This is a genomic window from Chryseobacterium sp. 2P (assembly GCF_059579425.1).
This window is the reverse complement of the sequence record NZ_CM184194.1, coordinates 1,151,417-1,177,577: the sequence shown is the minus strand read 5'-3', so window position 1 is coordinate 1,177,577 and position 26,161 is coordinate 1,151,417. Positions and strand designations below refer to the sequence as shown.

General features: G+C 33.9%; 27 protein-coding genes. 15 read left to right on the top strand and 12 right to left on the bottom strand.

Annotated elements, in window-relative coordinates:
• The first annotated feature begins 17 nt into the window (after positions 1-17).
• From nadE to AC52CF_RS05320, 4 genes are all read left to right on the top strand, one after another.
• Positions 18-809, top strand: a complete 792-nt coding sequence (gene nadE, locus AC52CF_RS05335; protein WP_375181568.1) for an NAD(+) synthase — start codon at positions 18-20, stop codon at positions 807-809.
• A gap of 304 nt (positions 810-1,113) precedes the next feature.
• Positions 1,114-1,614 (top strand): ribonuclease domain-containing protein, encoded by a 501-nt coding sequence (locus AC52CF_RS05330; RefSeq protein WP_214590531.1) that lies wholly within the window; start codon positions 1,114-1,116, stop codon positions 1,612-1,614.
• A gap of 88 nt (positions 1,615-1,702) precedes the next feature.
• Positions 1,703-2,011, top strand: a complete 309-nt coding sequence (locus AC52CF_RS05325) for a barstar family protein (protein WP_214590532.1) — start codon at positions 1,703-1,705, stop codon at positions 2,009-2,011.
• A gap of 217 nt (positions 2,012-2,228) precedes the next feature.
• Positions 2,229-2,825: a Crp/Fnr family transcriptional regulator gene (locus tag AC52CF_RS05320; RefSeq protein ID WP_214590533.1), complete on the top strand. Its 597-nt coding sequence runs from the start codon at positions 2,229-2,231 to the stop codon at positions 2,823-2,825.
• Between the two features lie 53 nt (positions 2,826-2,878).
• On the opposite strand, the gene pafA is transcribed toward AC52CF_RS05320, so the two are convergent.
• Positions 2,879-4,525 carry an alkaline phosphatase PafA gene (pafA, locus tag AC52CF_RS05315; RefSeq protein ID WP_214590534.1) on the bottom strand — a complete coding sequence of 549 codons (1,647 nt, stop codon included), beginning with the start codon at positions 4,523-4,525 and terminating at the stop codon, positions 2,879-2,881.
• A 523-nt stretch (positions 4,526-5,048) separates the two neighbouring features.
• On the opposite strand from pafA, the gene AC52CF_RS05310 reads away from it, so the two are divergent.
• From AC52CF_RS05310 to AC52CF_RS05290, 5 genes are all read left to right on the top strand, one after another.
• Complete coding sequence (locus tag AC52CF_RS05310; protein WP_214590535.1) at positions 5,049-5,972, top strand: hypothetical protein; 924 nt, start codon at positions 5,049-5,051, stop codon at positions 5,970-5,972.
• Between the two features lie 288 nt (positions 5,973-6,260).
• A complete protein-coding gene (locus AC52CF_RS05305) occupies positions 6,261-6,584 on the top strand; it encodes a hypothetical protein (protein WP_214590536.1) in 324 nt (107 codons plus the stop codon).
• Between the two features lie 3 nt (positions 6,585-6,587).
• Positions 6,588-7,124 (top strand): GNAT family N-acetyltransferase, encoded by a 537-nt coding sequence (locus AC52CF_RS05300; protein WP_496517914.1) that lies wholly within the window; start codon positions 6,588-6,590, stop codon positions 7,122-7,124.
• 85 nt (positions 7,125-7,209) lie between these two features.
• Complete coding sequence (locus AC52CF_RS05295) at positions 7,210-7,965, top strand: ATP-grasp domain-containing protein (RefSeq protein WP_214590538.1); 756 nt, start codon at positions 7,210-7,212, stop codon at positions 7,963-7,965.
• A gap of 66 nt (positions 7,966-8,031) precedes the next feature.
• Entirely contained in the window at positions 8,032-8,670 is a 639-nt protein-coding gene (locus AC52CF_RS05290; protein ID WP_214590539.1) for a hypothetical protein, read from the top strand.
• 59 nt (positions 8,671-8,729) lie between these two features.
• On the opposite strand, the gene AC52CF_RS05285 is transcribed toward AC52CF_RS05290, so the two are convergent.
• The 4 genes from AC52CF_RS05285 to AC52CF_RS05270 form a co-directional block, all read right to left on the bottom strand.
• A complete protein-coding gene (locus AC52CF_RS05285) occupies positions 8,730-9,656 on the bottom strand; it encodes a malate dehydrogenase (protein WP_029294870.1) in 927 nt (308 codons plus the stop codon).
• Between the two features lie 203 nt (positions 9,657-9,859).
• Entirely contained in the window at positions 9,860-10,411 is a 552-nt protein-coding gene (locus AC52CF_RS05280; protein WP_290266596.1) for a biliverdin-producing heme oxygenase, read from the bottom strand.
• 25 nt (positions 10,412-10,436) lie between these two features.
• Positions 10,437-12,629: an ATP-binding protein gene (locus AC52CF_RS05275; protein ID WP_496517913.1), complete on the bottom strand. Its 2,193-nt coding sequence runs from the start codon at positions 12,627-12,629 to the stop codon at positions 10,437-10,439.
• Positions 12,630-13,013: 384 nt separating this feature from the next.
• Positions 13,014-14,027 carry a nucleoid-associated protein gene (locus AC52CF_RS05270; RefSeq protein ID WP_214590565.1) on the bottom strand — a complete coding sequence of 338 codons (1,014 nt, stop codon included), beginning with the start codon at positions 14,025-14,027 and terminating at the stop codon, positions 13,014-13,016.
• Positions 14,028-14,235: 208 nt separating this feature from the next.
• Here AC52CF_RS05270 and AC52CF_RS05265 point away from each other — a divergent pair, with 208 nt between their 5' ends.
• The 4 genes from AC52CF_RS05265 to AC52CF_RS05250 all read left to right on the top strand — a co-directional run bounded on the left by AC52CF_RS05265 (position 14,236) and on the right by AC52CF_RS05250 (position 15,415).
• A complete protein-coding gene (locus AC52CF_RS05265) occupies positions 14,236-14,400 on the top strand; it encodes a hypothetical protein (RefSeq protein WP_214590566.1) in 165 nt (54 codons plus the stop codon).
• Between the two features lies 1 nt (position 14,401).
• The gene (locus AC52CF_RS05260; protein ID WP_214590567.1) at positions 14,402-14,758 is read left to right on the top strand and encodes a DUF7674 family protein; all 357 of its coding nucleotides are present in this window, start codon (positions 14,402-14,404) and stop codon (positions 14,756-14,758) included.
• A 78-nt stretch (positions 14,759-14,836) separates the two neighbouring features.
• Positions 14,837-14,968 carry a hypothetical protein gene (locus AC52CF_RS05255; RefSeq protein ID WP_256041157.1) on the top strand — a complete coding sequence of 44 codons (132 nt, stop codon included), beginning with the start codon at positions 14,837-14,839 and terminating at the stop codon, positions 14,966-14,968.
• 51 nt (positions 14,969-15,019) lie between these two features.
• The gene (locus tag AC52CF_RS05250; protein WP_214590568.1) at positions 15,020-15,415 is read left to right on the top strand and encodes a DUF7674 family protein; all 396 of its coding nucleotides are present in this window, start codon (positions 15,020-15,022) and stop codon (positions 15,413-15,415) included.
• Positions 15,416-15,465: 50 nt separating this feature from the next.
• Here AC52CF_RS05250 and AC52CF_RS05245 read toward each other — a convergent pair whose 3' ends face one another.
• The gene (locus AC52CF_RS05245) at positions 15,466-15,981 is read right to left on the bottom strand and encodes a DUF255 domain-containing protein (protein WP_214590569.1); all 516 of its coding nucleotides are present in this window, start codon (positions 15,979-15,981) and stop codon (positions 15,466-15,468) included.
• 113 nt (positions 15,982-16,094) lie between these two features.
• Between AC52CF_RS05245 and AC52CF_RS05240 the strand changes: the two genes are divergently transcribed.
• Positions 16,095-16,652, top strand: a complete 558-nt coding sequence (locus AC52CF_RS05240; RefSeq protein WP_214590570.1) for a hypothetical protein — start codon at positions 16,095-16,097, stop codon at positions 16,650-16,652.
• Between the two features lie 104 nt (positions 16,653-16,756).
• A protein-coding gene (locus AC52CF_RS05235; protein ID WP_496517313.1) for an IS3 family transposase occupies positions 16,757-18,009 on the top strand; the annotation gives its coding sequence in 2 pieces (ribosomal slippage) (positions 16,757-17,084 and positions 17,084-18,009; 1,254 coding nt in all).
• A 282-nt stretch (positions 18,010-18,291) separates the two neighbouring features.
• On the opposite strand, the gene AC52CF_RS05230 is transcribed toward AC52CF_RS05235, so the two are convergent.
• From AC52CF_RS05230 to AC52CF_RS05205, 6 genes are all read right to left on the bottom strand, one after another.
• On the bottom strand, positions 18,292-19,365 hold the full coding sequence (locus AC52CF_RS05230; protein ID WP_002977387.1) for an endonuclease: 1,074 nt from the start codon (positions 19,363-19,365) through the stop codon (positions 18,292-18,294).
• Between the two features lie 266 nt (positions 19,366-19,631).
• Positions 19,632-20,477: a phosphatase PAP2 family protein gene (locus AC52CF_RS05225; protein WP_375181531.1), complete on the bottom strand. Its 846-nt coding sequence runs from the start codon at positions 20,475-20,477 to the stop codon at positions 19,632-19,634.
• 95 nt (positions 20,478-20,572) lie between these two features.
• Positions 20,573-22,633 carry a heavy metal translocating P-type ATPase gene (locus AC52CF_RS05220; protein WP_002977380.1) on the bottom strand — a complete coding sequence of 687 codons (2,061 nt, stop codon included), beginning with the start codon at positions 22,631-22,633 and terminating at the stop codon, positions 20,573-20,575.
• 30 nt (positions 22,634-22,663) lie between these two features.
• Entirely contained in the window at positions 22,664-23,116 is a 453-nt protein-coding gene (locus AC52CF_RS05215) for an MgtC/SapB family protein (RefSeq protein ID WP_002977378.1), read from the bottom strand.
• A gap of 21 nt (positions 23,117-23,137) precedes the next feature.
• Positions 23,138-25,096, bottom strand: coding sequence for an LTA synthase family protein (locus tag AC52CF_RS05210; protein ID WP_002977376.1), 1,959 nt, complete (start codon positions 25,094-25,096; stop codon positions 23,138-23,140).
• Between the two features lie 160 nt (positions 25,097-25,256).
• Complete coding sequence (locus tag AC52CF_RS05205; RefSeq protein WP_002977374.1) at positions 25,257-26,150, bottom strand: cation diffusion facilitator family transporter; 894 nt, start codon at positions 26,148-26,150, stop codon at positions 25,257-25,259.
• Between the last annotated feature and the right edge of the window lie 11 nt (positions 26,151-26,161).

The following is a 26,161-nucleotide window of genomic DNA, read 5'->3' as shown; positions in this document are numbered from 1 at the left end:
ATAGAAAAATATAAACAATGCAGACACAAAAAGTTATAGACCATATTGTAAACTGGCTGAAAGATTATGCAGTAAAAGCAAAAGTAAACGGATATGTAATCGGAGTTTCGGGGGGTGTGGATTCGGGTGTCGTTTCTACTCTTTGTGCGATGACAGGGCTTGAAGTTCAGGCTCTGGAAATGCCGATCCGTCAAAAAGCAGATCAGGTAAACAGAGCGCAGGATCATATTGAGGATCTGAAAAAGAAATTTCCAAACGTAAAATCAGAAACCGTTAACTTAACTCCTGTTTTCGAAAGTTTTGAAAATATTGTCAGCGCACATTCAGAAGGAAATCCTAATAACAATCTGGCTCTTGCGAATACAAGATCACGTTTCAGAATGCTGAATTTATACTATTTCGGACAGCTTCACGGACTTTTAGTGTGTGGAACAGGGAATAAAGTAGAAGATTTCGGAATCGGTTTCTACACCAAATACGGCGACGGCGGTGTGGATGTTTCTCCAATCGCGGATCTTTACAAAACGGAAGTTTACGAATTAGCAAGAGCTTTAAATTTAATTGAAAGCATTCAGAATGCAATTCCTACGGACGGACTTTGGGATGCAGAAAGAACGGACGAAGACCAGATCGGGGCAACCTACCCTGAACTGGAAAAAATACAGAAAGAATACGGAACAAAAACAGCAGAAGATTACGAAGGCAGAGACAAAGAGGTTTTCCAGATTTTCGACAGAATGCATAAAGCAGCAAAACATAAAATGGTTCCGATCCCGATCTGCGATATTCCGGAAGACTGGAGAGCATAAAGTAATGTAACAATCTAAAAGTTTAACAATGTAACAATTGATTGCTAAACTGAAAGATTGATACATTAAAGTTGTTTAAACTTTTCAGAATTAACCGTAAAAGTCACAAAAGATGAATTAAACTTTTATTTAAAGTTGATCATTATAAATGAAAAAGTTCACAATAGTTTTTAAAAATCTCTGATTTTTATTCTTTTGAGCGTTTTGGTTATTATAGAAATTCACTTTTAGATTGTCTTTTGTTACTTTTGCGATTTAATAAAAGTTTAAACAAACTTATTGTTACATTTTTTAATTTAATACTATGAATGGTAAAATAAGATCTATATTTTTCATTTGTTTAGGGCTTCTTTTCGGGATGTCTGTAATGTACGTTTATAATAACTTCATTGCGAATAAAAAGGAAATTTCCTCTAAAAATCCAAGAATTGAATACGGCAGTTCTGATATTTCAGGCTCGGCATATTCGAGTCAGGAATCTATCGATCGGCTGACGGAAGAAAAAAAGGTTATTGCTTATGTTAAAAAAAATCATCAGCTTCCGGAGTATTACATCACCAAAAATGAAGCAAGAAAGATGGGCTGGAATCCAGCCAAAGGAAATCTGTGTGAGGTTTTGCCGGGAAAAGCAATTGGCGGAGATCACTTCAGCAATAGGGAAAGAACATTGCCTGAAGATGAAAAGTATTTTGAGGCTGATGTAAACTATCATTGCGGAAACAGAAATGCAGACCGGATTGTTTTCACGAAAGACGGTGATGTTTATCTCACGAAAAACCATTATAAGAGTTTTGAAAAGCAGTAGTTGTTGGTCATTGCGAGGATTGAAGTTAGCCTGTGCTTAGCTCCTCGCAATGACTTACGCTCACTGATTTAAAATTAAAAATAAAGTTATGAGTACAATATATATAGATTTTACAGACATCGGAGATTATGAAGACTTCTATGCCCAACTGAAAGAAAAGATCAAACTTCCTGAGCATTTCGGAGATAATCTGGATGCACTTTCTGATGTAATTACAGGAGAACTGGAAATGCCTCTTCACATTGAGTTTGTAAATATGACGGTCGATCAGCTGGAAACTTTTGAAGATCTTCTTCTCACGCTCGAAGATGCTGAGGAAGAAATGGAAGACTTCACTTTCACTTATTTTCTCGAACAGTATGAAGATGATGATGATCTGGTTGAAGACCAAGAATAAAATAAATGACAAAAAACGCGGAATAATCTGCGTTTTTTTATTTAATAAAGTTTTTAATATCTAATGAAAATACTCAAAATACTGCTAATCCATCACTTAAAATCAAGGCATCTGTAAGGCATCTGTAAGGCATCTGTAAGGCATCTGTGTGGTATTAATAAATTTTTAACAAACCTTTCAAATTGTTAATTTTAGATCAAATTAATAATAAAGGCTTATGATCATTTGTGAAAACCTTTTGTTTTCTCATGGCGCTGAACTCCAACACTATAATTCCGGCGATTATATTTTTAAAGAAGAAAGCACTCCAAAATATTATCTGCAGATAAAGTCCGGAACGGTAAAATTAAGCAGCTTTCTGGAAGACGGCAAGGAATTTATCCACGGAATTCCTTTCGATGGTCACTGCTTTGCCGAAACGTATATTTTCCACAGCAGAAAGTATGCAGTAAGTGCTGTTGCGGTTACAGATTGCGAAATCATCAGGCTGGAAAAAAATAAACTGATTAAACTCGTATTAGAAAAACCCGAACTTCTCCTTAAAATATATTCTTACACTGCGGACAGAATGCGCTACAAACATATTACTTCGGCTCCGTTTTCTTTCCGGGATCCGATTACAAAGCTTAATCTCCTTATGTCCCACGTGAAAGCTCATTTCGGTTTTGAAGAACAGTTTTCTTTTCCGGTTCCTTACACCAGACAGCAATTAGCCTCGCTTACAGGAATGCGCATAGAAACTGTGATCCGCGCAATCAAAAAAATGGAACAGCAAAACATTGTAAGAATAGACAACAGTAAAATTTTTATATAAAAAAATCCTTAACCAAACAGCCAAGGATTCATTATCATTTTTTGAGTAAAATATTATTTGCCAATAACTTCCGTAATCGGATTCCCGACATTTCCACTCGGAAACTGTATTTTAAGCAATGAAGAAACGGTAGGTGCAATATCGGTCATGAAATAAGCTTTATTGCTTTCACCATGCTGAATTCCCCACCCCATAAAAATTAACGGAATATGCGAGTCGTAAGAATTCCATACGCTGTGCGTTGTTCCTGTTTTTGAATACGGAGGAAGCATGGAATCGTGTGAAATCAACTGAATATCACCGCTTCTCTGCCTGTTGATCCCGTTGATAATTCTTTGTTTAATCGGTTCAGGAATAGAAGATTCTGAAACTTTATTTACAGGAACAGCATATAAATCTGAAGGATCACTCTCAATTTCTTTTACGGTGAAATCTACAACGTCTTCTAATTTAATATTGTTTTCTTTGAGTAATTTTCTGTCGAAATAAATCTGGTAATTATCCACCGCATTGATTAATTTATCAACCCCGAATTTTTCTTTTAATTTAAGATTGACGTTTTTATCCATTCCGTCTCCGAAGAAACCTGTCGTGATTTTATGTTCCTGCAAGAATCCTACAGAATGAGCACCGCCATGATCTGCCGAAAGAAAAACGGTGTACTGTCCTTTTCCTACTTTGGAATCCAGATAACTGAAAAACTGAGCTAAATCTTTATCGAGTCTCAGATAAACATCTTCCACTTCGATAGAATTCGGACCAAATTTATGCCCTGCATAATCCGTTGATGCCAAATTAATCGCTAACATATCCACAATATCGTCTCCTCCTAACTTTTCACCTTCTATTGCGGCTTCGGCTAATTTCAGCGTTAATGTATTTCCGAATGGTGTGTAACGAATATTATCTTTTTTAGCCTGATAATCTGCGGCTAAATTGCTGTAAGGAAAAGTAGGTGTTTTGGCACTTCCCAACAAGCCTTCCCATGAAGAATTATCCGGAGAACTTTCTGTATACTGATCGATCGGAAGTAAGGTATTCCAGCCGTTGGCAACCAATTTATCCGGTAGATCCTGAGAATTGAAGGTTTTTACCCACTGTGGAAGATCATTCATGTACCAAGAGCTTGTAATAAAATCTCCTGTGGAATCATCAAACCAGAACGCTCCGTTCGGCGTATGTCCTGCCGGTAAAATAGAAGCTCTGTCTTTTAAAGAAACCCCGATTACTTTACCCTGAAAATTGGTTGCCAACCTAAGCTCATCGGTAACAGTGGTAGACCATAGATTTTTCGGAGAATGGCTTCCCACTTTTGCATTAGCTGTTCCTACAGGCTTTACACTTTCATCTGTAGTACAATAAACATTTTGTCCGGTTTCTTTATCCATCCAGTCATTTCCTGCGATCCCGTGAATTGCAGGAACGGAACCTGTGTAAATACACGTGTGTCCTAAAGCCGTAACAGTAGGAACATACGGGATATGAACATTATTTAAAGAATATCCTGTATTTAAAAGTCTTTTGAAACCGTCGTTTCCATATTTGTTATAAAAACGGTACAGATAATCCCATCTCATCTGGTCCACAACTAAACCTACTACAAGTTTTGGTCTTTCCAACTGAGAATTTTTGTTCTTTTGCGCATTGATTGTAAGTACGGACAAAAAAGCAGCCGCTGCAACCGAAATTTTCCTAAGCATCCCGTAAAATTTTTATTGAGGACAAATTTACGGGTTTTGAAAGTTTTGATGTGTGAAATTTTATTTAATTTTGATTTCTATTGAGTTCATCTGCATTAAAATTTCAATTAATATCCTTTTTAATGATGATCAAACTTTTCTTTTATCTGGTTTTAGCATTATGATTTTTTTTCCGCCATCATTATTATGCTCGGAAGTGAAAAATATTTTTCTCAGCTTTTAAAGTGAATACAAGAAGAAAAATACCTTCTTATTTTGAAAATGAAAGACAAGTAAATCAGATGCAAAGATCATTGGTTTTATGGGAAGGGCGGAAATCCCGGTTCTTTAGCTTTAAAAATAGAACAATACATTCCTTACAGCCTTATCAGTACAGCATCTGATGATCTTGACTTTGAAGAATTGAGCAGTTGCCGTTTTTGAATTGATAAATTTTAGTTTTACTTTTTACTGTAAATTTGGTTATAGCCTTTCAAAATTTTTTTTTGAATTTATCGTTATATCAGAAATAAAATTTACCATTATGAAAACCAAATTATTCTTATTTCTGATTTTAAGCGTTTTAAGTTGTAACCTGTTCGCTTATCCGATTTCTCCAATGCCATTAAGAAAATTAATCATTGAATCTGAAAACATTGTATATGGTGAAGTTTTAGATATAAAAAATAACAAAAAAGTAAAAGAACATGACTGGTTTAAATCTGAAATTGTTGTTTTAAAAGTATACGATGTTTTACACGGAAATATTAAGTCCGGTCAAATTATCGAAGTATACACAAGTTCGGAAATATCCTGCCCTGCTCCTGCATACTACGAAAAGGGAAAATTAACATTGGCCTTTTTGTATAAGGAGAAAAAAGAAGACAGATATTCTACCCATTCTTTATCGTATGGCTCAAAAACATTAGAAAAAAAAGAATATTCTGTTTATAAAAAGAGAATTCTTGAAATGCAGGATATTTTGAAAATTATAAATGAAGAAGAAAAACATGCTAAAACAGTAGATTGGCTTGTAGAATGTGCATTGCAAAAACCCACAAAATGGGAAGGAACTTATGAACTTTCTCCTGAAAGTGATTTTATGTCTTTTTATGATCGCGATAAAGATACTTTTGTAAGAAAATTTGAACTAAACGACAATCAAAAAGAAAAATTAAGACTTTATTTTCTTTCACAAAAAAAATTAGATTACAGTGATTTAGGATTGCTGGATCTTGTTGCAAAGCCAAATGACAAAGAACTATTAAGTTTTCTGATTAGCCGCTTTAAAGAATCTTATAATGACTTTATTTTTGAGGGAAATTTTTTCATGTCAAGAATAGCGGATTTATCCGGCAGAAATGATCTTAAGGAAATATCAGAAAAAAATGAAAAACTTGACATGTTTAGTGAAAATTATGATCAAAAAAACAAAGAAATACTGACTGAATTTGCGAGTAAGTTATAAATTTAATGAAATATTTTTGATGTAAAAGTTCCGAAATCTAAGGTCAAATACAATGCTTTAAAAGGTAAACTTTCTACCGAAATATAGTTTAAGTACGCGAAAAAATACCATTACAGTCATAATATTACAATCGAATAAGAGACTGAAAAACTAATTCTGGAAAATATATTGAATGATAAAGCTTTTATACACATTTTGTGAATTTAATGCGATTCTCCGGTTGATTTTTTTTACATTTGGTATTAACACAAATATGTAAATATGTTTCGTAACAAAAACTTTTTAATCATGAAAATTTTCAGACCTTTTCTTTTTTCGGTATCTCTGTTGTTATTCGGATGGCTGTTTATTAGCAATATTAATCTCATTAACGTTGCCGCAACGCTGAATAAAGCAGAAATCAATTCTGAAATCGGAAAGGTAAATGCATTCAGCAATATTGATCAGCTAAAGGAGTTTACCATCAAAAAAATTAACTCTATGGAAGTAATCCGGGAAAGGTTTTCGGAAAATGCCATGATAAGAATTGCTGTTATCTCAGTTCTTGTCCTGATCCAGATTCTGCTTTACGCTACAAAAGGTAATTTTCATGCTCAGAATTCCAAGTTTTAAGCCATGGAAATCAGAAAACTGACGGTATTTGAAGAAAATTTCATTCCTGATACCGATTTCAACAATTACGAAACCGAAAAGATTTTTGTGGTTTCGGCAATTGAATCGAACAACACTTTTGAATTTAATCTGAGAGAGAAAAATCAATATTATCAAAAGAAATGTAAAACAGAACTTCATGATATTGAACATTTAAACGCAGTAGCACAGCAAGGTCATTCTTTCGGAATTTTTGAAAATGAAGAACTTATTGGATGGATCATCTGTGATTACAGAAGGAAAAATAATAGTCTTTTTATTGAGAATTTGTGGATTCATAAAAAGTTCAGAAAACAAAATCTCGGGAGATTGCTGATTAAAAATATCAATCGTGAAGCCAGAGAACTGCAATGCAGAATAGTGGAAGCAGAAACCCAGAACACGAATTATCCTGCAATAAAGTTTTTTCAGAAAGCAGGATTTCAGTTTACAGGGATCAATACAAAACTGTATAACAACTCAACAGAAACGGCTTTGTTTATGAGCTTTGAGCTGATGTAATAAATTTTCACTTTCTGTTAAAACTTAACTTATCCACAGTTTTTAAAGGTTATCCACAAACAACTAACAATTTTAAGAACCGATAATGATTACAAAAGCTTACATTCAGGAATATGGCAATGGAAAAACAGAACCTGAATTTCTGGAGGTAAAAAACGTTTTGGAATCAAGAGGAGCTGATTGCGAATTTTTTACCATCAAAAAATTACATCGAAATCAGATCCTGCTTAATAAAGAAACGCTGATTGTCGGAGATCATTCATCAATGTTATATACTTTCAAAAGATTGGGAATCAGTCCATTCACCTCATCTTATCCTCAAAGTTTAAGACCTTATTTAAAGCGGACTGTTTGGGAAACAACTGTAAAAAAACTCATGATGCAAAGTCATGAAGAATCTTTAAACATTTTTGTAAAGCCAAAATCTAAAATCAAACTTTTCACAGGATTTATAATCAATTCGCAACATGATCTTCTCCGTCTGGAATCATTTTCAAAAGAAACAGCTTTATTCTGTTCATCTGTTGTTGAATGGCTTTCTGAATTTCGGGTTTTCGTGAATCAGTCAGAAATTGTCGGAATAAAAAATTACAGTGGCAACGAAAATCTTCAGTTGGATATGGATATGGTAAAAACTGCTATTAAAGATTTTGAAAATTCAGACGAAAGAACAAATGCTTATGGAATAGACTTCGGAATTCTGAGCAGTGGAGAAACCGCATTAGTTGAGTGGAATGATGGTTATGCCTTAGGTTCTTATGGTCTGGACAAAGAAATCTATACTGATCTGATTTTAAGCAGATGGGAGGAAATTTTACAAGAAAGTAATTTAAATCTGTAATTATGGTTTTCCATAATTATTTCCTGCAATGATTTTTTAGTTTTGAAAATCTTTAAAACAATAATCATGAAAATTAAACTTACTCTTTTTACTTTATCCGTTTTTTTATTATTAGGCTGCGGTAATAATAAAACCAATCCAAGAACAACAACGGAAAATGATAGTATTTTATCAATAGCTCAAGAAGAAACAAATACTATTAATGGACAAAGCTCAAAACCCAGACTAGTTCAGAGATCTATAAATTCTACAAATGGAACAGATCTCGAACAACTAAAAACCGAAGCATCCAGACTAAATGGTGGAGGTTCAATAAAAGAAGTTAAACTTGAAAACGGAAAAGCTGTCATTACATATGTCAAAAATTACAATGAATATAAGGAATTAAACCCTTCATCAGGATTAACAGAAAATGATTTAAAATTATATTGGTCAACAGGTAATGAAATTCAAAAAACACTTGTTGGAAGTCCGGCAAGATTAATGAAGAATCTTGATTTTATCAATGAAGTAAAAATAATATTGCCATTTGAGAATAAAACTTATCAAATCAATATTACAAAATCCCAATTAGAGAAATTTGTTGGCAAAAATATTTCAAAAATTAAAAATGACTGGACTCGAACTTTTGCCGATCCTTACATTTATAATCAAAAAGGCAGAGAAGGATTTTTCAGTAAATTCGGAACCGTAAAAAATAATTAAATGCAATAAAAAATCCGCGCCCTTCGGGCGCGGATTCCTTGTATATAAAGTTTAAAATATTAAAATTTCAAATCTCCATTCACTTCTCTCACTGCATTGGCAGCTTCAGCGAATTTCAACTGCTCTTCCGCAGTAAGGGTTACATTTACGATTTTTTCTACCCCATTTGCTCCGATAATCGCAGGAACACCAAGGCAGATATCGTTTTGTCCGTATTCTCCTTCAAGCATTAAAGAACATGGGATCATTTTTTTCTGGTCGCACGCAATTGCCTGAACCATTACAGAAACAGCCGCACCCGGAGCGTACCAAGCTGAAGTTCCTAATAATTTGGTAAGCGTTGCACCTCCTACTTTAGTTTCTTCAATAACGTATTTCTGTTGTTCAGCATCTAAGAATTCTGTTACAGGTACTCCGTTTCTTGTTGCTTTGCTCAATAGAGGAAGCATTCCTGTATCACTGTGAGCCGCGATTACCATTCCGTCTACGTCAGAGATCGGAGCTTCTAAAGCTTCTGCCAATCTGTACTTGAATCTTGCAGAGTCTAATGCACCACCCATTCCGATGATTTTATGCTTAGGAAGACCTGAAGTTTTGTGTACCAGATAAGCCATTGTATCCATTGGGTTAGAAACCACGATGATAATTACTTCCGGAGAATGTTTTACTAAGTTTTCAGTAACTTCTTTTACGATTCCCGCGTTAATTCCGATTAATTCTTCTCTCGTCATTCCCGGTTTTCTTGGAATACCTGAAGTAATAACCGCTACGTGAGAACCTGCAGTTTTGCTGTAATCTCCTGTTGTTCCGGTAATTTTTGTATCGAATCCGTTAAGCGATGCTGTCTGCATCAAATCCATTGCCTTACCTTCTGCAAAACCTTCTTTAATGTCTACTAAAACTACTTCTGAACAGAAGTTTTTCATTGCGATGTATTCTGCACAGCTTGCTCCTACAGCGCCTGCACCTACTACAGTTACTTTCATAATATACTTAATTTATTGTTTTTTAATGGTATTACGGAACTTTACAGTTTCATAATATAACTTTTAAAATTTATTTATTTGAATTGTTTGTTTACTTTTGGCTTACAATTGAAAACTCCCAAATTTAACAATTCCTGAAAAATTAGGCAATCTTTCAGGAATTTAATTATCTTTAAAAGTGATATTTATGTTGTAGACAGCAGTTAACGGACGTTTAGAAGAAAGGCATACAGTTTTTTAGCTCCCGATAAAACCTCATCATAATTTTTCTCAGAAACCTCATTATCAATAACTTCCTTAAAGTTTTTCCACATAAATCCTGTATTTTCACGGTAACAGCCGAAAAAGTTGAACGTAACATCATCAAATCCTTCTGTTTTGGAAAGCTGTTTTGCAATAACATTTCCTCCCAGAGTAGAACCCTCGATCACGTACATTGCTCCTAAAGCTTCATTTTCATTGGAAAAACTGAGTTCTCCTGAAGCCTTGCGATTTTCCATGTCCAGACTTTTAAGATCCTGCTCAATCAAAGGAAGTTTTTTTCTTTCTTCAAGCTGAAGTTTGTCAGAGAATTTTTCTGAAAGACTGCCGAAAATCTGATCTTCGGAATGAAGAAGCATAAGGTAATTTCTGTCAATGATCTTTTTATAGTCTTCCAATGTAAAAGTTCGGTCGAATATTTTTTTAGAGTTAAAAAGTTTTTCCGCGGCATCGTGAAATTCTGCCGTATTTTGTTTTAGATATTCAGATACCATAACGGAATTTTAAAGTAATTTTTAATTAAGGTTTTTTGAAGGTAAGAATGAAAGTCGTCCCGTTTTTACTGCTTTCGTAATCTACGCTTCCGCCAAGTCTCTGCATGATTCTGTGCACGATCGATAGTCCTACTCCGTTTCCTTTAAACTTCTTCGCATTATCCATTCTGTTGAAAATTTTAAACATTTTATGTTTATTTTCTTCCGGAATTCCGATTCCGTTGTCTGCAATTCTGTAGACTACCATATTCTCTTCTTCCTGTCCTCCTATGATTACTTTTGGATTTTCCTGATGAGAAGAATATTTTATGGCGTTATTGATGATATTCAGGAACGCCTGATGAAGCATGGTTTTATCGGCAAGAACATCCGGACATTCATTGATGATAACTTCACTTTCGGAAGTATCAAAAGTTATTTTTGCATTTTCGGCGATCTTTGCAATGGTTTGTGCGGTCTGTAATCTTTCCAGTTCTATTTCGCTGTGTTTGGCACGGCTTAACTGGAGCACATCATGCATCATTTCCGCCATATTATCGATTTCCTCGATGATGGAATTGATCTTATTTCTGCTTTTATCCGAACCGTCCGTAAGACTTTTCAGAAGCATCTGAGCATTAAGTTTCATTACCGTAAGCGGCGTTCCCAGATCATGGGAAATCGTGTAAGAAAAACTGTCGAGTTCTTCATTCACTTTTTTAAGCTCATCATTAAGCCTTTTAATGGTAATATAATTTTTATGAGACGTTTCAAGGATCAGATCACGAACTGCCTGTAATGCCGCAACGTTTCTGGAGTTCCATCTTTTGGAATTTCCTTTAATGTCTTCGGTAAAAATATGAAAAGAAGTTCTGGGAGAAACCACTCGTGTTTCCTCTCCGTTTTTCACAATTACATCGATCTTCTTTTCAGGATTTCCCGCCCAGTTTATGTGTTCATCAAATTCTTTACGGAACCAGATCAGCAGATTATTTTTAGACTTTTCTATGAAATAAAAAGCCACTCCGGCACACTTTTCATCAAGACCAATGTCTTTTCCGTGATCTTTCAGAAAACTTCTGCTGAGATAGATATTTTCGTCTATATTTTTATGCGCCCACTGTACAAGATTTTCAATGATTTCCTGGCTGGGAGTTTCTCCATCGGTAACGATTTTATCGTCAGCAATAATAGCAAGCCCGTCCGCTTCAGGAAGATCTTTTATCTGAGCTTTATTTTCAATTAAAGAATCGAAAAGATTGTTATATTTTAAAAATTCCTCTTTTAATCTGGAACATTTTTCGTTAAGATACAGACGGTATTCAAGCTCTTTTTTTGCTTTGAAGGACGAGTAGGCATTGGAAGCCAAAGCCGTAAAAATTCCTGCCTGAACACGATCTTCAAGATCAATATGTTTTGGCTCTGAGTTCTGGCAGGTAACCAGCCCCCAAAGATAATCATCAATGATAATAGATATGCTGAAACTGGAAGATGCTCCGGAGTTTTTGATGTACTGACCATGAATAGGCGACATACCACGCGATCCGGAATAGGTAAGATCTATGGTTTCACGGGATTTGCTGAGGATTGGAATTGTCTCCGAATGAACGTTACTGAAAATTCTTTTTCTTTTTTTAAGGTAAAGTTCTCTTGCCTGTTTCGGAATGTCGGATTCAGGATAATGCAGTCCGAGATAACTCTCGATATTCTCGCCTCTTTTCTCCGCAATTACTTTTCCCGAACCGTCCATCATAAATTTGTAAACCATCATCCGGTCATAATTCACGATTTTTGAAAGCGTATTTAAAAGCTGATCCCAGATCTCCTGTTCATCATCAATAATGTAAAAATTATCGTATTTGTTGGAGATTCTTTTATTGGGATTAATGATAACTTTTTCAAACTCAAGGAAAATATTATCCTTGCTTCTGAAAACAGAAAAATGATATTCTGCACCTCCAATAAAGATTTTATCAAAATAGGTTTCGTTTTCTCTTTTCGTAAAGTCGGCTAAAGAATTATAAATATCAGATTCTATAATGCTATTAAAGCTTTGCGGAAAATCCGTAAGCTTCTTATCAAAAAGCTGATCTGCATTTTCGATATTAAATATATCCTCGATATTCTTACTAAAAAAAGCTATGGAATGAGACTTTGCATCAATGCCAATCAGATAACCAAAACTTTGTATGTAGCCCGGAATATGGATAGGCTCCTCATGACACTCAACAAAATTCATATAATATTTTGACCTATCAAATATACGACTTTTTTTATCTAATCGGATTTTTTCTCTATAAACGCGTACCACAAAAAGTTACAATATTTCAGCAAAACATGAGTTTTATAGAATATTTTTCTTTATTCATAGGATATACAGGAAATTCAAAACCAGAATATTTTACACTAAGCCTAATTAAATTTAACCATAAACCGTTATTTTTTTTTCTAACGGTATAATTTTTATTTATCTGCAGATAAAAATCAGAAAGAGACTATCATTTTTATAAAAAATACAACTTTCAGAATTCCAGCTGATTGAAATGACGAAATTAATCCCTCTCCTATTCTACACCGAAGAAATACAATCCTGCTTTATACCAATTGTATATGGCAACTGTGGTTACACTTCTTTATCGAAGTACAGCATATAATATTTTCCGTTTTCATCTTCTCCCTGTGCAATTTTCTGTCGGTCGCCGTGGATGTAGATGTGGAAGTTTTTGTCTAATTTGATGATGCTTTTAAAATGTCTCTGCGTTTTCTTTACAGCGGCTTCACTAATCGGGAATTCTTCTGCAATATTAATCTGCATATCCTGTTCGTAATCGGTTTTAAAATTGTTGAAACTTTCGATTACATGTTCGTCGCCCAAAACTTCGGCAGCAAATTCATCAAGCTTAAATTCTTCCTTTTCTTTGAAAAAATTGATCGATTTATTTAAAAAATCTGCCTGATCGGCTTTGGAAACTTCAAATTCCTGAGGCAATTGCTTGGTAATATAATCTTTATACACCATTAACGCTTCCTGTGTATGAAAATATTCGTCGTCGCGCTGCTTTACTTTTAAAAAATCTTCGAACCAGTAATACATATCTCCGTTTTTGTTGTTATCCACAACAGAAAGTACGTATCCCGTTTCTTTATCGTTGTTATAGATTAATGCCGCTTTATCTATTTTAGATAAACCGATTCCCTGATCTTTTTCGATGTCGAAAGTTTCATCATTGGGAGCAATTTTAAGGAAAGATTCTCTTTTTTCGGTCTTAAAAATTCCGATCTTGTCTACTCTTTCAGTTCCTTCCCTTTCGTCTTCAAAATATACAATGAATAATTCTCCACCCTGAACTCTCGGGTTTTCAGCAGCTTCAAAAAGATGTTTGGCGATGTTTTCAGATTCCCAAAGGAATTTCGACTTGTCATCAAAAATTTCGGAAACAGAACTGTACACCGGATTATTCACCAGATAAGAATCGCTGTAAAAATGGAAAGTTTCTTCCGATTTAAAGGAACCTAAGAAGTAATTTTCCAACAGTTCTGCCATTCCTTCTTCCAATTGCAGTTCTTCCTGAGAAAGTGTTAAAGATTCTCCGTTGATTTTATTTCCGACTCTGTGTACTACGATTTTTGAAAACATTTCCTGAATATTTTTGGACTGCAAAGATATTAATTAAATCAGACAATCGCGAGGATTTCCATAATGATAAATATGCTATCATTTTGATAAGATTTTGAAGGATTTTAAAAATCAAAACAAATAAACAAAACATTAATAATCAACACTTTAATTTAAATTAAAATTCAAAGGCATTTCTTTGGCAGCATCATTCTCAAAACATAAGAATATGGACTTAAAAACTTTGAACAGAATAGATAAGCTGAGAAGATTAAAAAGCAAAGGACCGCAAACGCCGAAATGGCTTAAACCCTATCATCTTCTGATTGTTGCTTTTTTGGCGGTTTTTACTTTCGGGGCATGTATTAAAATTTTGGAACTTAATCAACAATAATATGAACTATTTAGAAGCTGCACAGGAAATTAAAGAAGTAATTCCTGAGATTGAAAATGAACTGAAAAAGAACAGAAAGCAAAACTCTTATGGTCTTATCCAGACTTTCACAGACAACATCAGATCCAGAATTAAACAAAATGACCGGAATATTCTGTTTCAATGCCTGAAAAAGATGGATGATATTTACAGAAACGGAGATGCTGTTCTTAAAAACGCTGTGGAACATACGTTTATTTTTTCTCTGGACAATTCTACCGCTTTCTGTAGCGACGAATACCGAAAAATGATCTTTAGTCATATTTCCGAAGATCTTCAGACCGCCTATTCCAGACAAATCTACAGTCATAACATCTGAGCTTATTACATTTTTTGAAGATGTTATTACAGAAGTATCAAAAATTAAAAATAAAACATCATTAAAAATCAACCGATTATGAAATCTAAAATAAGAAGAATTTCTGACTGGAAAACGCTTCAAACCACCACCAACAGACATAATATTGAAATTCTGGCAACGCACATTGCCGTAATCGTAGGCGTCTTTGTTTTTGCAGCCATTCTGTAAACTTTGGTACAGTTTTCGCCACAATAGGAAGTGTTACGAAAAATATTAATTATGATGAATGTACAGATGCCAACTATTAATCAAAAAATAGCCAGTGAGTATTTAAAATTTTTCTATCCACCCCTTCGCACAGAAATTACCCAATTGTCTTCACAGGATAATTTTGCAGGGATTATGCAGGCAACCATTAATTATCTTAAAAAACTTCTTCAGGAAGCTAAGGTAAATATTATTGCCCACCACATCAAACTGATGGAAATGATCTATAAAGGAGGAGATTCTTATGTGAAAGATATGATCGAAAATCTTTTTGTGCGGTCTTTTGAAAGCTTTAAAAAGCACGCTAAGATTTCCCACTGGAAACTTCTTTACCAATATATGCCTGTGACTTTTCAGGTGATCTACAATGATCAGCGAAAGCAGGATAAAATCTTTTTCGGAAAGTAAATTATCTTTAAATATAGTTTCGGCGAAGCCTTTGGCTTCGCCGAAACTTTTTAATTCTTCTTTAAAAAAGTCTGTTTGACTGTCTGAAGTTCTTTGTCGTTCATTCTTGAAGACTTTTTAAGTTTGGCAACAAAAGTATCTACTTCTTCAGCCGTTGACGGACATCCCAGATTTTCGTTTTTATCATTGAAAGAATCTGCAAGAACCTCCCCTTTCGGATTCAGAACAAGCCAGAACGGAAGTCCGGCTTCTTTGCCTTTGTATTTTTCCATTAATGCTTCTCCACCCGGATTTTCAAGTTTTTTCTTTTCGCCCATTTCCTGAACATCTACATAAGCGGTAACAAATTTTTTATCAAAAATCGGCTTTGTTTCCGGTAAATTCATGTTCTTTTCCATGACGTGGCACCATTTGCACCACGAAGCGTGGAACATGAGCAAAACATTTTTATTTTTAGATTTAGCTTCGCTCAGCGCTTTGTTTAAAACAACATCCGCTTTTTCCTGAGCAAAATGTAACTGAAATAATAACAAGCCTAAAAGCAATAGAATTTTAGAAATTTTCATTTTGGATCTGATTTAATTTCTACGAATGTAAACATTTTCTCTGTGCTTTAAAATATTCAGGTAAAAAATTAAATTATCTCCAATCCTTTTATTTTTGTAAACAAATACTTTAAATGAAGCGGAACAGTACAATCTTCTTACTTTTTACAGTTATCTTTTGTGAAGCGCAGATTTCTGAAAAAGTAAAAATGTTAGCCAAACCTTTAGATACAATACAGTATGCAGAATCTTCACACATCGGAATAGGTGGTGAAAGAAGTAAACTGTATGATGATTTCAGAAAATTATCAAAAATTGCTACCAATGATGAGCTTTTTTATCTGGCAAAAAACGGAAGCAATTCTTTACGATTATATTCCGGAAAAGAACTTTTTAAAAGAAACGATAAGAGATTTCTTGAGATCTATCAATATTATCATGACAATCCTTTATTCATGAAATATATAGATGGCTGTGTTGGAGAAAGAAATGATATTAAATCTTATTTCAAAGGTGAAATTTATTCCGCAAAAGAGATCATTACCATTAGAGATTCTATTTTAAAAGAAAAAACAGATAATTTTACTAAAGCTCAATTAAAAAGCATTAATGATGAAGGTTATAAAACCTTGAAAATAAAAAGCGTAGAATATTTTTTAAATGAAATTAAAAAAATTGATTCCGGAAAATAATTTCCGGAAAGCAAAAATACCCGAGCTTTCGCTCGGGGATTTTCTATATTCTGTCTTGTCCTGAAAAAGGTTGACTACTAAATACCAAAAAACCAGTCATCCTAATGAGATTAAAAAAAGTATCCGCCCCTGTTCAAGAATACAGTGAAGCATTTAAAAGACAAGTTGTCTCCGAATATGAGCGGGGATTATATACAAAATCACAATTACAAACCCGCTATAATATCAGGGGTAATTCCTGCATTCCCAGATGGTTAATGAAATATGGTAACTTTACTTATGAAAAACAATTAAGTAAAGGCAGACCCATGAAAGATCCACAGAAACAGAAGATTAAAGAGCTTGAAGCAGCATTGGCCAAAAAGGAAGAAGAAATCAAAGTGTTCAGGAAATTTATAGAAATTGCAGAGCGTGAGCTTAAGGTTGAGATTGTAAAAAAGTCTGGTTCCAATCAATCCAGGAAATAAAGGTAAATACGACTCTTTCAACAGAGAATATCTGCCGATTGTTTGGCTACAGTAAGCAAGCTTATTACAAGAGACAAAAACAGCCTGTTTCTACAGATCATGAAACAAGAGTTATAGAATTGGTTGTATCAATTCGTAAAAAGATGCCTAAAATAGGTACTAGAAAACTTTATGTTTTACTTAAGAATGATTTTGAAAAGGAAGAAATTCATGTAGGAAGGGATCAGTTGTTTAGCATTTTGAGATCAAATTATCTTTTAATTCCCAGAAGGCACAGCTATTTTAAAACAACCAATTCCAGACATTGGATGAAAAAATATCCCAATATTATCAAAGGAAAAGAATTGAAATGTTCGGAGAAAGTTTGGGTTGCAGATATTACTTATCTCAAGACCAAAGAGAAGAATTATTATCTTCATCTGATTACCGATGCCTATTCTAAGAAAATTGTAGGATACGAATTGAGTGATAATTTACAGACCAGCTCTACGTTGAAAGCATTAAAGCAAGCCATACAGAATCGACTGTACAAGCATTCACTCATTCATCATTCAGACAGAGGGTTGCAGTATTGCAGTAAAGAATATACTGAAACACTCAAGAAAAGTGATATGCTTATCAGTATGACCGAAAATTCGGATCCTTATGAAAATGCTATAGCAGAGAGAGTGAATGGTATTCTGAAACATGAATTTGGATTGATTGATACTTTTGAAAATTTTAAAAATCTTTCCCAACAGCTTGAACAAGCAATTTATTGCTATAACAATTTAAGACCGCATTTTTCTTTACATTATAATATTCCAAACCAAGTACACATGAAAAATAATGTGAAATTAAAAACCTATAAAAAACAAAATCAGAATAGGAAAATTCCTACTCTGATTTAAGTATATTTGTGATATAAAACTAGTTAACCTTTTTCAGGACTAGTCATTATCTAACTTATTAAGTCTTATTTCACTTCTTCTAATATAATAACTACTATAAATCAAATAGTTATATTTTTATGGTACAAATATGGTACAAAAAAGTTATTCTTTATTTATGTATTAAATATTTACACATAAAAACCTTCTCAACTAATGGGAGATATTATAATTTACAATCTAACCAATATTATAATTTTTTTGACTTAGAACAGTATTTTATAAATAATCTTTTTTATTGATTTATTTTATAATAAACTTTGTATTCAGATCGCCAGTTTTCAAAATATAAATACCCTTAGGAAGATCTGTAAGAATAATTGTATTATCTTTTTGAAATGGATTTTCAATTGTCTGTACTAATTGACCAGTCATATTATAAATCAAAGCAATTTTATATTGTCCTAGATTTTTTCCGCCTAACACATAAATCTTATTATCTTTTACGGGATTAGGAACGATCACAAGACTTTTTGACAAATCTACATCTGCAACTCCCATATAAGCACCCCAAATTAAAGCGACGAACTCAGGACGATCGATGTATGGATTTCTATTACCTTGGTAAGTGAATGCCGCATTATTTCTTGCTATCTCAAAAGGAGAAACAGGATCTAAATTATTCCACTCGAGTAATTGTTTTAATTCCCATGTCTGTAAGCCAGGGTAGGCTGTACTACCTAATATGTTTCCGCTGCTGAAACCTGATAGCTGCGTCTCGTATCTGGTTACAAAATATAATATCATTCTGGCAATATCACCTTTAAACTCATCAATTGGTTCAAAAACAGTCCCCGCATAACCTGCAGATACTGAACTTCCCAGTTTAGAACCGTTTAGTGATGTAAATGAGGTTGATCCTACTTTTCCAAAAGGATAATTTGATCGCATTCCGTTGACTTTTCCGTCAGTAGGTGTAACAAAATGGACATCAGATCTCATCGGTAAATTCTGATTAAATAAACTTTGCGGTACGACATGTTCTCGGTTGTAACAGTCTCCTTCAACACTATAATTTCCACATTGTTTGACTCCATGATTATAAATATATGGATCTGTTCCTGTCGGATTTTCAGAATACATATCCATTACAGTTCCATCATTTTCGTAGAAATAATCCCTATCTGTGCTTTGAAAAGCTGTCAGCAAATTGCCATAGCCATTATCTTGGTGGCCGTTGGTAATGATAGTTTTCAACTTTGACTTTAAAGAAGCTCCTGATAATCCCGCAGTGCCATCATAATAGTTTGACGGAGCCTGTCCATAAACAGAATTTAATACAAGGCTTACCAAAAGAGTTAGTACAAGTTTTTTCATTTTGATTTAAATAAAGGGTTAATATTATGGTTTAAAAAATTTGTTGATAATTTGTCATTTTCCGTCATTATGAGTGTGTGTTTTTTCCGAAGGATGCGAATGAATCTTAACATATTTGATATTAAAATTGTATACCTGATGAATTACCAAAAGGAGCATAAAAAGAAGCCAGCCAACAATAAAAAAAAGATCTTGAGAAGTAAGCCTGTGCTTACCTCTTCGAATAATTTTTCTTCTAAAACGTCGTTTAAATCCCATGTTCTAAATTAGAAGGTTATCTGATAATTAATCCCAAAAGTATTGCTATGACCATTCTTTTGATAAAGAGGGGCAAGCATAGAGACAGATTTTTTGTTTTTATTAGCTGATAAAAACATATTGATTTTCGGAAATAGCCAATAAGCTAATTCGGTTGAAAGTATTCCTACCCCAGCGCCCGCTACTACATCTGTTACCCAGTGTTTGTTATTAATAACTCTGTAAACACTTGTGAATATTGCAAATGGATATCCTGATAAACTGAGCCAATAATTACTGTCTCTATATTCTCTATACATAAACTGCGCTGTTGAAAAAGCAATTGCTGCATGCCCAGACGGAAAAGACATATTGTTGGATTTATCTGGGCGTTCTTCTCCAATTAAATATTTTGAAGGTATTACGATTGCTGTCGATATTAGCTGCGATGTTGCAAGAATAATTGTTCTTTCTCTTAAATTATGCTTGCCTTTCAAACCTGAAATATTAAATCCATAAACCATCACGGCAGGTATGAATTGGGTATAATTATCCAATGTAGAATTATGAAGATTATGGTCTTTTACTTCTTTTCGTACTCCTGCATCAAATTCTTTCATTTTAGGAATAGCGAAACTCATCGCTCCTATGGATATTAAACTTGTAGGGGCTATAAGTCTCTTATAACTAAAATTATTTTCAGGTTTTTGGACAGCAATCGTATCCCCAATTTTTTCACTTACTGTTAAGCTATCCTGTGCTAAAGCCAAATTGCATACTAGCATAAAAAAAAGAACTGGAATCTTATTTATAATATTGATTATCATTGCATTAATTGAAAAATTAGAGTAAATAGTTTTGTTGAATATTTTCAATAAACAACCTGTTCTCGGTTTGAGAACTTTATTTTAATTGATATTTGTTGGAACTTTTCTTAAGTGATTAGTGAAATTAGAATGCTATGTTATTTTTATTTGAAATTCATTCGTTGGATGCGTACAGCATTTAGAATTGCAATCAATGCAACACCTACATCTGCAAAAACAGCTTCCCACATTGTTGCCAATCCTCCGGCTCCAAGAATTAAAACAATTGCTTTGACCACAAATGCTAAAATGATGTTCTGCCAGACAATTCTTTTAGTTTTTTTGCCAATGTTAATAGCCATTGGTATTTTTGAAGGTTTATCATCTTGAATCACGACATCAGCAGTCTCAATGGTCGCATCACTCCCTAAGCCGCCCATGGCAATACCGACATCACTTAAAGCAACCACTGGGGCATCATTAACACCGTCACCAACAAATGCAACGCTCTCATTTTTGGATTTTATTTCTTTCACCTTGTTCACTTTATCCTCAGGAAGAAGGTCACCGAAAGCGTTGTCAATTCCTATTTGTTCTGCGACATATTTTACAACGCTTGTTTTGTCACCACTAAGCATTGTTGCCTTTACATTTAAATTATGTAACAGTTCTAAAGTTTTTTTAGCATCGTCTTTAATACTATCAGCGATAGTTATGTAGCCTGCAAATTTTTTATCATAAGCAATTGCAATAACGGTGTAAACAATTTTTGAAGGATCAACATCATATTGAATATTGAACTTATCCATAAGCTTGAAATTCCCTACGAGTATATCCTTACCGTTGATTACAGCTTTAAGACCATGACCTGCAATTTCCTCAGAATTCTCAACATTAATTGATGTATCCAAATCGCCAACATATTCGTGGATAGCAGTTGCCACAGGATGGGTACTCTTGCTCTCTACAACATTAACCATCTTAAGGATTTCATTTTTATCAAATTCTGATTTAATATCGACTTCCTGAACTTTAAATACTCCTTCCGTCATAGTACCGGTTTTATCCATCACAACATTTTTTATTTCGGCAATCTTATCTAGAAAATTACTGCCTTTAAATAAAATTCCGTTTCGACTTGCTGCACCAATACCTCCAAAATACCCTAAAGGAATTGAAATGACTAAAGCACAAGGACAAGAAATTACCAGAAAGATCAAAGCTCTGTATAACCAATCTCTAAAAATATAATTATCGACAAAAAAATATGGAATAAGACATATCAGTACTGCTAACACAACAACAATCGGAGTATAAACTCTTGCAAATCTTCTTATAAACAGCTCCGTAGGTGCCTTCTGCGCAGTCGCATTTTGAACCAATTCTAAAATCTTACTGAGTTTACTGTCCTCATAAGCTGTATTGATTTTTACCAAAGCAACACTATTCATATTAATCATCCCTGCAAGAACAGTCTCTCCTTTATTTTTTGTATCAGGTTTACTTTCGCCGGTTAGTGCTGCCGTATTAAAAGATGCTGAATCTGAAATAAGCTCTCCATCCAAAGCAAGTTTTTCTCCAGGTTTTAACTGTATGGTTTGCCCTATCTCTGCATTGGAAGCTTTAATAGTTTTTGTTTCGTTATTTTCAATAATTGTCACCTCATCCGGTCTTTGATCAAGAAGAGCTTTAATATTACTTTTTGCTCTTGTTACTGCTAGTGTTTGAAAAACTTCCCCTACAGCATAAAATAACATAACAGCTACACCTTCAGGATATTCACCAATTATAAAAGCTCCTATAGTTGCGATACTCATCAAAAAGAATTCAGAGAAAACATCACCATCCTTAATGCTTTCAAAAGCTTCTTTTAAAACAGGAAGCCCGACAGGGGCATAAGCTGCTGCATACCAAACAATACGAATCCAATCTTTAAACCAGTCTGGTTTAAAATAATTATCTAACGCAATTCCCAACAGAAGCAATAACAATGAAACTATTGCGGGAAGGAACATCTGAAAAGTACTCTTATCACTATTGTCATGATCGTGGTTATGTCCATCGTCATCGGAATGATGCTGTACTTCTTTCTTTACATTTGTTGAACAACAGCCATTATCCTCAACAATGAGTTTTTTGGCTCCTGCATCCTTATAAATCTTGCCTTCCTGAGGCGTACAGCAAAGCTGGTTACCTTGCTCATCGTAAGTGTGTTGATGTTTCATAGAAGTATATTTTAAGTGATTTTTAATTTTTTATTTTAAATTTTTACTTTGCTCCTTCTTTGCAATCCAGTTTTTATACCATTTGAATTTATTCAGGCTTAATACAAAAAGGGTGAGAACAGTTGCTAAAAATGACAATAAAAACATATTTAAGGCAAGAGCCGCTCCAATAGCTGACGCTGCCCATAGTGCTGTAGATGTTGTTAATCCCTGCATATTGCTTGATTTATCTTTTAATGCTAATCCAGCACTTATAAATCCAAGTCCTGCCGGAATTGCTGCAAGCATTCTGGCTATCGCTGATTTATCATCTGTAAGATGAGAGGCAACCGCAACAAAAAGACAAGATGCCAAGCAAAGAATAGCAAACGTTCGTATACCGGCATCTTTATGAGCTGCTTCTCTTTCATAACCTATAATGCTGCCGAATAATATAGATAGCAGCAATTTGCCTGAAAGAATAAGTTCAAATTTTATATCCATGTTGTATCTAACATTACTTGATTATTTTTGTTTCAAACCTTGATTTTTATAGAGATAATATGCAGTTTGATAATTTGCGACAGCCTTGTTAATATACTGATCAGAAAAAATCTTTGGTATCTGTTGATTTTGCGTTTTATTATATAAATAAGCTTCCACTTTCTGCTGAGGGCTCAATATCACAAGTTTATCGTTTTCCATATATCCCAACTTTTGATAGGTACTTACAAAAATTCTAGGAATATAATTGTCGCTCAAAACATTCTTACCATAAAGGTTACTTCTGTAGTTCCATCCCATTAAATCAAATAAAGTTGGATAAAGATCAATTTGTGAACACATTTTTTCAATTTTTAAAGAGTTTTGGTTCGGAAGATTTATAATCATTGCTGGGATATGATATTTGGAAATATCAATTTCATTTTTACCTGCGCTACTTGCGCAGTGATCAGCTACAATCACAAATACTGTATTTTTAAACCACGGCTTACTTCTAGCTTTTTTAAAGAATTGTCCGATAGCATAATCTGTATATTTTATTGCACCTTCCCTACCCGAACCGGATGGTATATCAATTTTGCCATCAGGATATGTAAACGGACGGTGATTGGAAGTGGTCATCACAAAATCATAAAAAGATTTTCCTTGTTTATATTTCTGGTCTGCCTGTTTAATCACTTGATTGTATAAATCTTCGTCACAAATCCCCCATGCATTTTCAAACGTAATTTCTTTCTGGTTGATCGGCGTCCTCAATGCCTGATAGTTTTCTTTTGCCAAAGGATTTCTCTTCTTATCTATAATATCATATCCGTTATTTCCAAAATATTTATTCATATTATCAAAATATCCATCTCCTCCATAAATAAATGTGTTATCGTAACCTTGTGCACTAAAAATTGAGCCTATAGTTGTAAGATGATCATTATCTTCTCTTCTGACAATACTGTTGCCTGGCGTTGGTGGGACAGCTAACGACAAAGCCTCCATTCCACGCACTGTTCTGGTTCCTGTAGCATACATTTGTGAGAATAAAATGCCACCGCCGGCTAAAGAATCTAAATTTGGAGTAAGCCCTTGTTTATTCCCGAAAGTACCCATAAAGTCCGCGCTGAAACTTTCCATTGTTATCATTATAACATTTGGCTTTATAAGATTTTGTTTGCTGGATATTTTTCGTTCTATAGAAAGGTTATTTGAGAAAAATCTTTGATTATCGTTCAAATCAGTTCTAACTATTTTAAAAGCGCTTTCGTTATCAATTAGTTTGTAAAAATGATCGTAATTGATTTCATTGTTTTTATAGGCGGAGAAAAACGAATAAATTCCTGCCTTAGAAATTTCATTTTGATAACGATTGACACTTTTATCTGCTAAACTATTACTGATAAACAAAGAGTATATTATGGTAAGGCAGAAAAATCCTAAAAAAACAATTAGTCTAACCGAAAATTTATGTTGTCCGTTAAATGAAAAAAAGAATATTTTGCTTTTGTAAAACAAAATAAATATTAAGGTCATAAGCAGAAGTATCGATGATATCAAAACGGGTAAAGGGTAAGACTCATTTATGTTATTAATAACTTCGTAAGTATATACCAAATAATCTACAGCAATAAAATTAAATCGGCTCTCAAACTCCTGCCAAAATGTAACCTCGGCAAAAAATGAAAATAAATGTATAAGAAGAAAAATAATAAAAGTGCTGTAGGTAATAATTTTATTGAATAAAGACCTTATGTATTTCTGAGGAAAAATCAATAGATAAAAACTGTATGGTAGCAGAAAGAATAATCCAACTCCAAAGTCAAACAAAAATCCCAGAAGAAAAATTTTCATTATAGGTAACAGAGATAAATCAGCCTTTTGAAAACTGACTGCTAAAAATCCAAATCGGAGAAGTAAAGACGATACCAGATAAAATAAAAAAGAATAAACCAGTAATGTGTAATTGCCCCAATAGTTTTGTTTTAATTTCATATATCTAAATATTTGAAATGATTAATTGCGTAAAAAAATACGTAAGTATGTAATTCATCTTGAATAGACCCAGATTTTTATAATTCATAGTCTATTTGATGTTTTAGAAATTTTCCCATTTACTTATTTCATCTATTAATGCAAGATGGCACAACTGCTATTATAGATGAACCTCCCCCTCTTGGTGCCCTTCAGTTTCAATTTGGAATGTAGTATGGCTAATTTTAAATTCAGAGGTGGCTTTATCTGACAAATTTTTCAAAAGTTTATTGAGATCTTCCTGATGGTCGGCTACTACGTGGGAACTCATCGCATTAACGCCGGAAGTCAATGACCAAACGTGGAGATCATGAAGTTTAATAACTCCTTTTACAGATTCCAAAGAATTTCTAAGCTCTTCTATATTGACATCTTTTGGAGTTCCTTCTAATAAAACATTCACAGCTTCTTTCAAGAGCTTCCAGGTTCTCGGAAATATTAATAACCCTATCACAGCGGAAATAAGGGGATCAGCATAATACCATCCTGTCGTCAACATAATAACTCCGGCAATCATTACTCCTACTGAGGTAAGCGCGTCAGAAAGAACCTCAAAGTAGGCACCCTTCATATTTAGGCTTTCACCTGAATCTTTTCTAATAATCATGATTCCGATAATATTCACCAGCAAGCCTATTCCGGCAACGATCATCATAGCTGTGCTCTGTACTTCAGGGGGATTTTTGAACCTTTGCCATGCTTCAAACAATACATATACAGAAATTCCCAACAGAACTACCGCATTGATTACTGCCGCCAGAATTTCTGTTCGGTAATAGCCGAATGTTTTCTGTGCATCGGCTTTTCTTTCACCAATTTTGATTGCTATAAAAGCAAGGAATAATCCGACCACATCAGTAAGCATATGAGCTGCATCGGCAAGTAGCGCAAGACTTTTAGTAGCTAAACCGCCAATAACTTCGGCAATCATATAAGTGCCACTTAAACATAAGACAATTAAAAGATTTCTTTTATGTTTTGCAGAAGCCGAAATATTTTTATTCTGATCGTTCATAACACTAAGAT

Bases quoted from the DNA above. Each gene is read 5' to 3' on its own strand.
- pafA (WP_214590534.1), bottom strand. From the start codon at position 4,525: ATGCTTAGGAAAATTTCGGTTGCAGCGGCTGCTTTTTTGTCCGTACTT.
- AC52CF_RS05245 (WP_214590569.1), bottom strand. From the start codon at position 15,981: ATGAAAATTTCTAAAATTCTATTGCTTTTAGGCTTGTTATTATTTCAG.
- AC52CF_RS05285 (WP_029294870.1), bottom strand. From the start codon at position 9,656: ATGAAAGTAACTGTAGTAGGTGCAGGCGCTGTAGGAGCAAGCTGTGCA.
- AC52CF_RS05290 (WP_214590539.1), top strand. From the start codon at position 8,032: ATGAAAATTAAACTTACTCTTTTTACTTTATCCGTTTTTTTATTATTA.
- AC52CF_RS05205 (WP_002977374.1), bottom strand. From the start codon at position 26,150: ATGAACGATCAGAATAAAAATATTTCGGCTTCTGCAAAACATAAAAGA.
- AC52CF_RS05320 (WP_214590533.1), top strand. From the start codon at position 2,229: ATGATCATTTGTGAAAACCTTTTGTTTTCTCATGGCGCTGAACTCCAA.
- AC52CF_RS05310 (WP_214590535.1), top strand. From the start codon at position 5,049: ATGAAAACCAAATTATTCTTATTTCTGATTTTAAGCGTTTTAAGTTGT.
- AC52CF_RS05260 (WP_214590567.1), top strand. From the start codon at position 14,402: ATGAACTATTTAGAAGCTGCACAGGAAATTAAAGAAGTAATTCCTGAG.
- AC52CF_RS05325 (WP_214590532.1), top strand. From the start codon at position 1,703: ATGAGTACAATATATATAGATTTTACAGACATCGGAGATTATGAAGAC.
- AC52CF_RS05230 (WP_002977387.1), bottom strand. From the start codon at position 19,365: ATGAAAAAACTTGTACTAACTCTTTTGGTAAGCCTTGTATTAAATTCT.
- AC52CF_RS05265 (WP_214590566.1), top strand. From the start codon at position 14,236: ATGGACTTAAAAACTTTGAACAGAATAGATAAGCTGAGAAGATTAAAA.
- AC52CF_RS05270 (WP_214590565.1), bottom strand. From the start codon at position 14,027: ATGTTTTCAAAAATCGTAGTACACAGAGTCGGAAATAAAATCAACGGA.
- AC52CF_RS05305 (WP_214590536.1), top strand. From the start codon at position 6,261: ATGAAAATTTTCAGACCTTTTCTTTTTTCGGTATCTCTGTTGTTATTC.
- nadE (WP_375181568.1), top strand. From the start codon at position 18: ATGCAGACACAAAAAGTTATAGACCATATTGTAAACTGGCTGAAAGAT.
- AC52CF_RS05215 (WP_002977378.1), bottom strand. From the start codon at position 23,116: ATGGATATAAAATTTGAACTTATTCTTTCAGGCAAATTGCTGCTATCT.
- AC52CF_RS05280 (WP_290266596.1), bottom strand. From the start codon at position 10,411: ATGGTATCTGAATATCTAAAACAAAATACGGCAGAATTTCACGATGCC.
- AC52CF_RS05255 (WP_256041157.1), top strand. From the start codon at position 14,837: ATGAAATCTAAAATAAGAAGAATTTCTGACTGGAAAACGCTTCAAACC.
- AC52CF_RS05330 (WP_214590531.1), top strand. From the start codon at position 1,114: ATGAATGGTAAAATAAGATCTATATTTTTCATTTGTTTAGGGCTTCTT.
- AC52CF_RS05295 (WP_214590538.1), top strand. From the start codon at position 7,210: ATGATTACAAAAGCTTACATTCAGGAATATGGCAATGGAAAAACAGAA.
- AC52CF_RS05210 (WP_002977376.1), bottom strand. From the start codon at position 25,096: ATGAAATTAAAACAAAACTATTGGGGCAATTACACATTACTGGTTTAT.
- AC52CF_RS05220 (WP_002977380.1), bottom strand. From the start codon at position 22,633: ATGAAACATCAACACACTTACGATGAGCAAGGTAACCAGCTTTGCTGT.
- AC52CF_RS05240 (WP_214590570.1), top strand. From the start codon at position 16,095: ATGAAGCGGAACAGTACAATCTTCTTACTTTTTACAGTTATCTTTTGT.
- AC52CF_RS05250 (WP_214590568.1), top strand. From the start codon at position 15,020: ATGATGAATGTACAGATGCCAACTATTAATCAAAAAATAGCCAGTGAG.
- AC52CF_RS05275 (WP_496517913.1), bottom strand. From the start codon at position 12,629: ATGAATTTTGTTGAGTGTCATGAGGAGCCTATCCATATTCCGGGCTAC.
- AC52CF_RS05300 (WP_496517914.1), top strand. From the start codon at position 6,588: ATGGAAATCAGAAAACTGACGGTATTTGAAGAAAATTTCATTCCTGAT.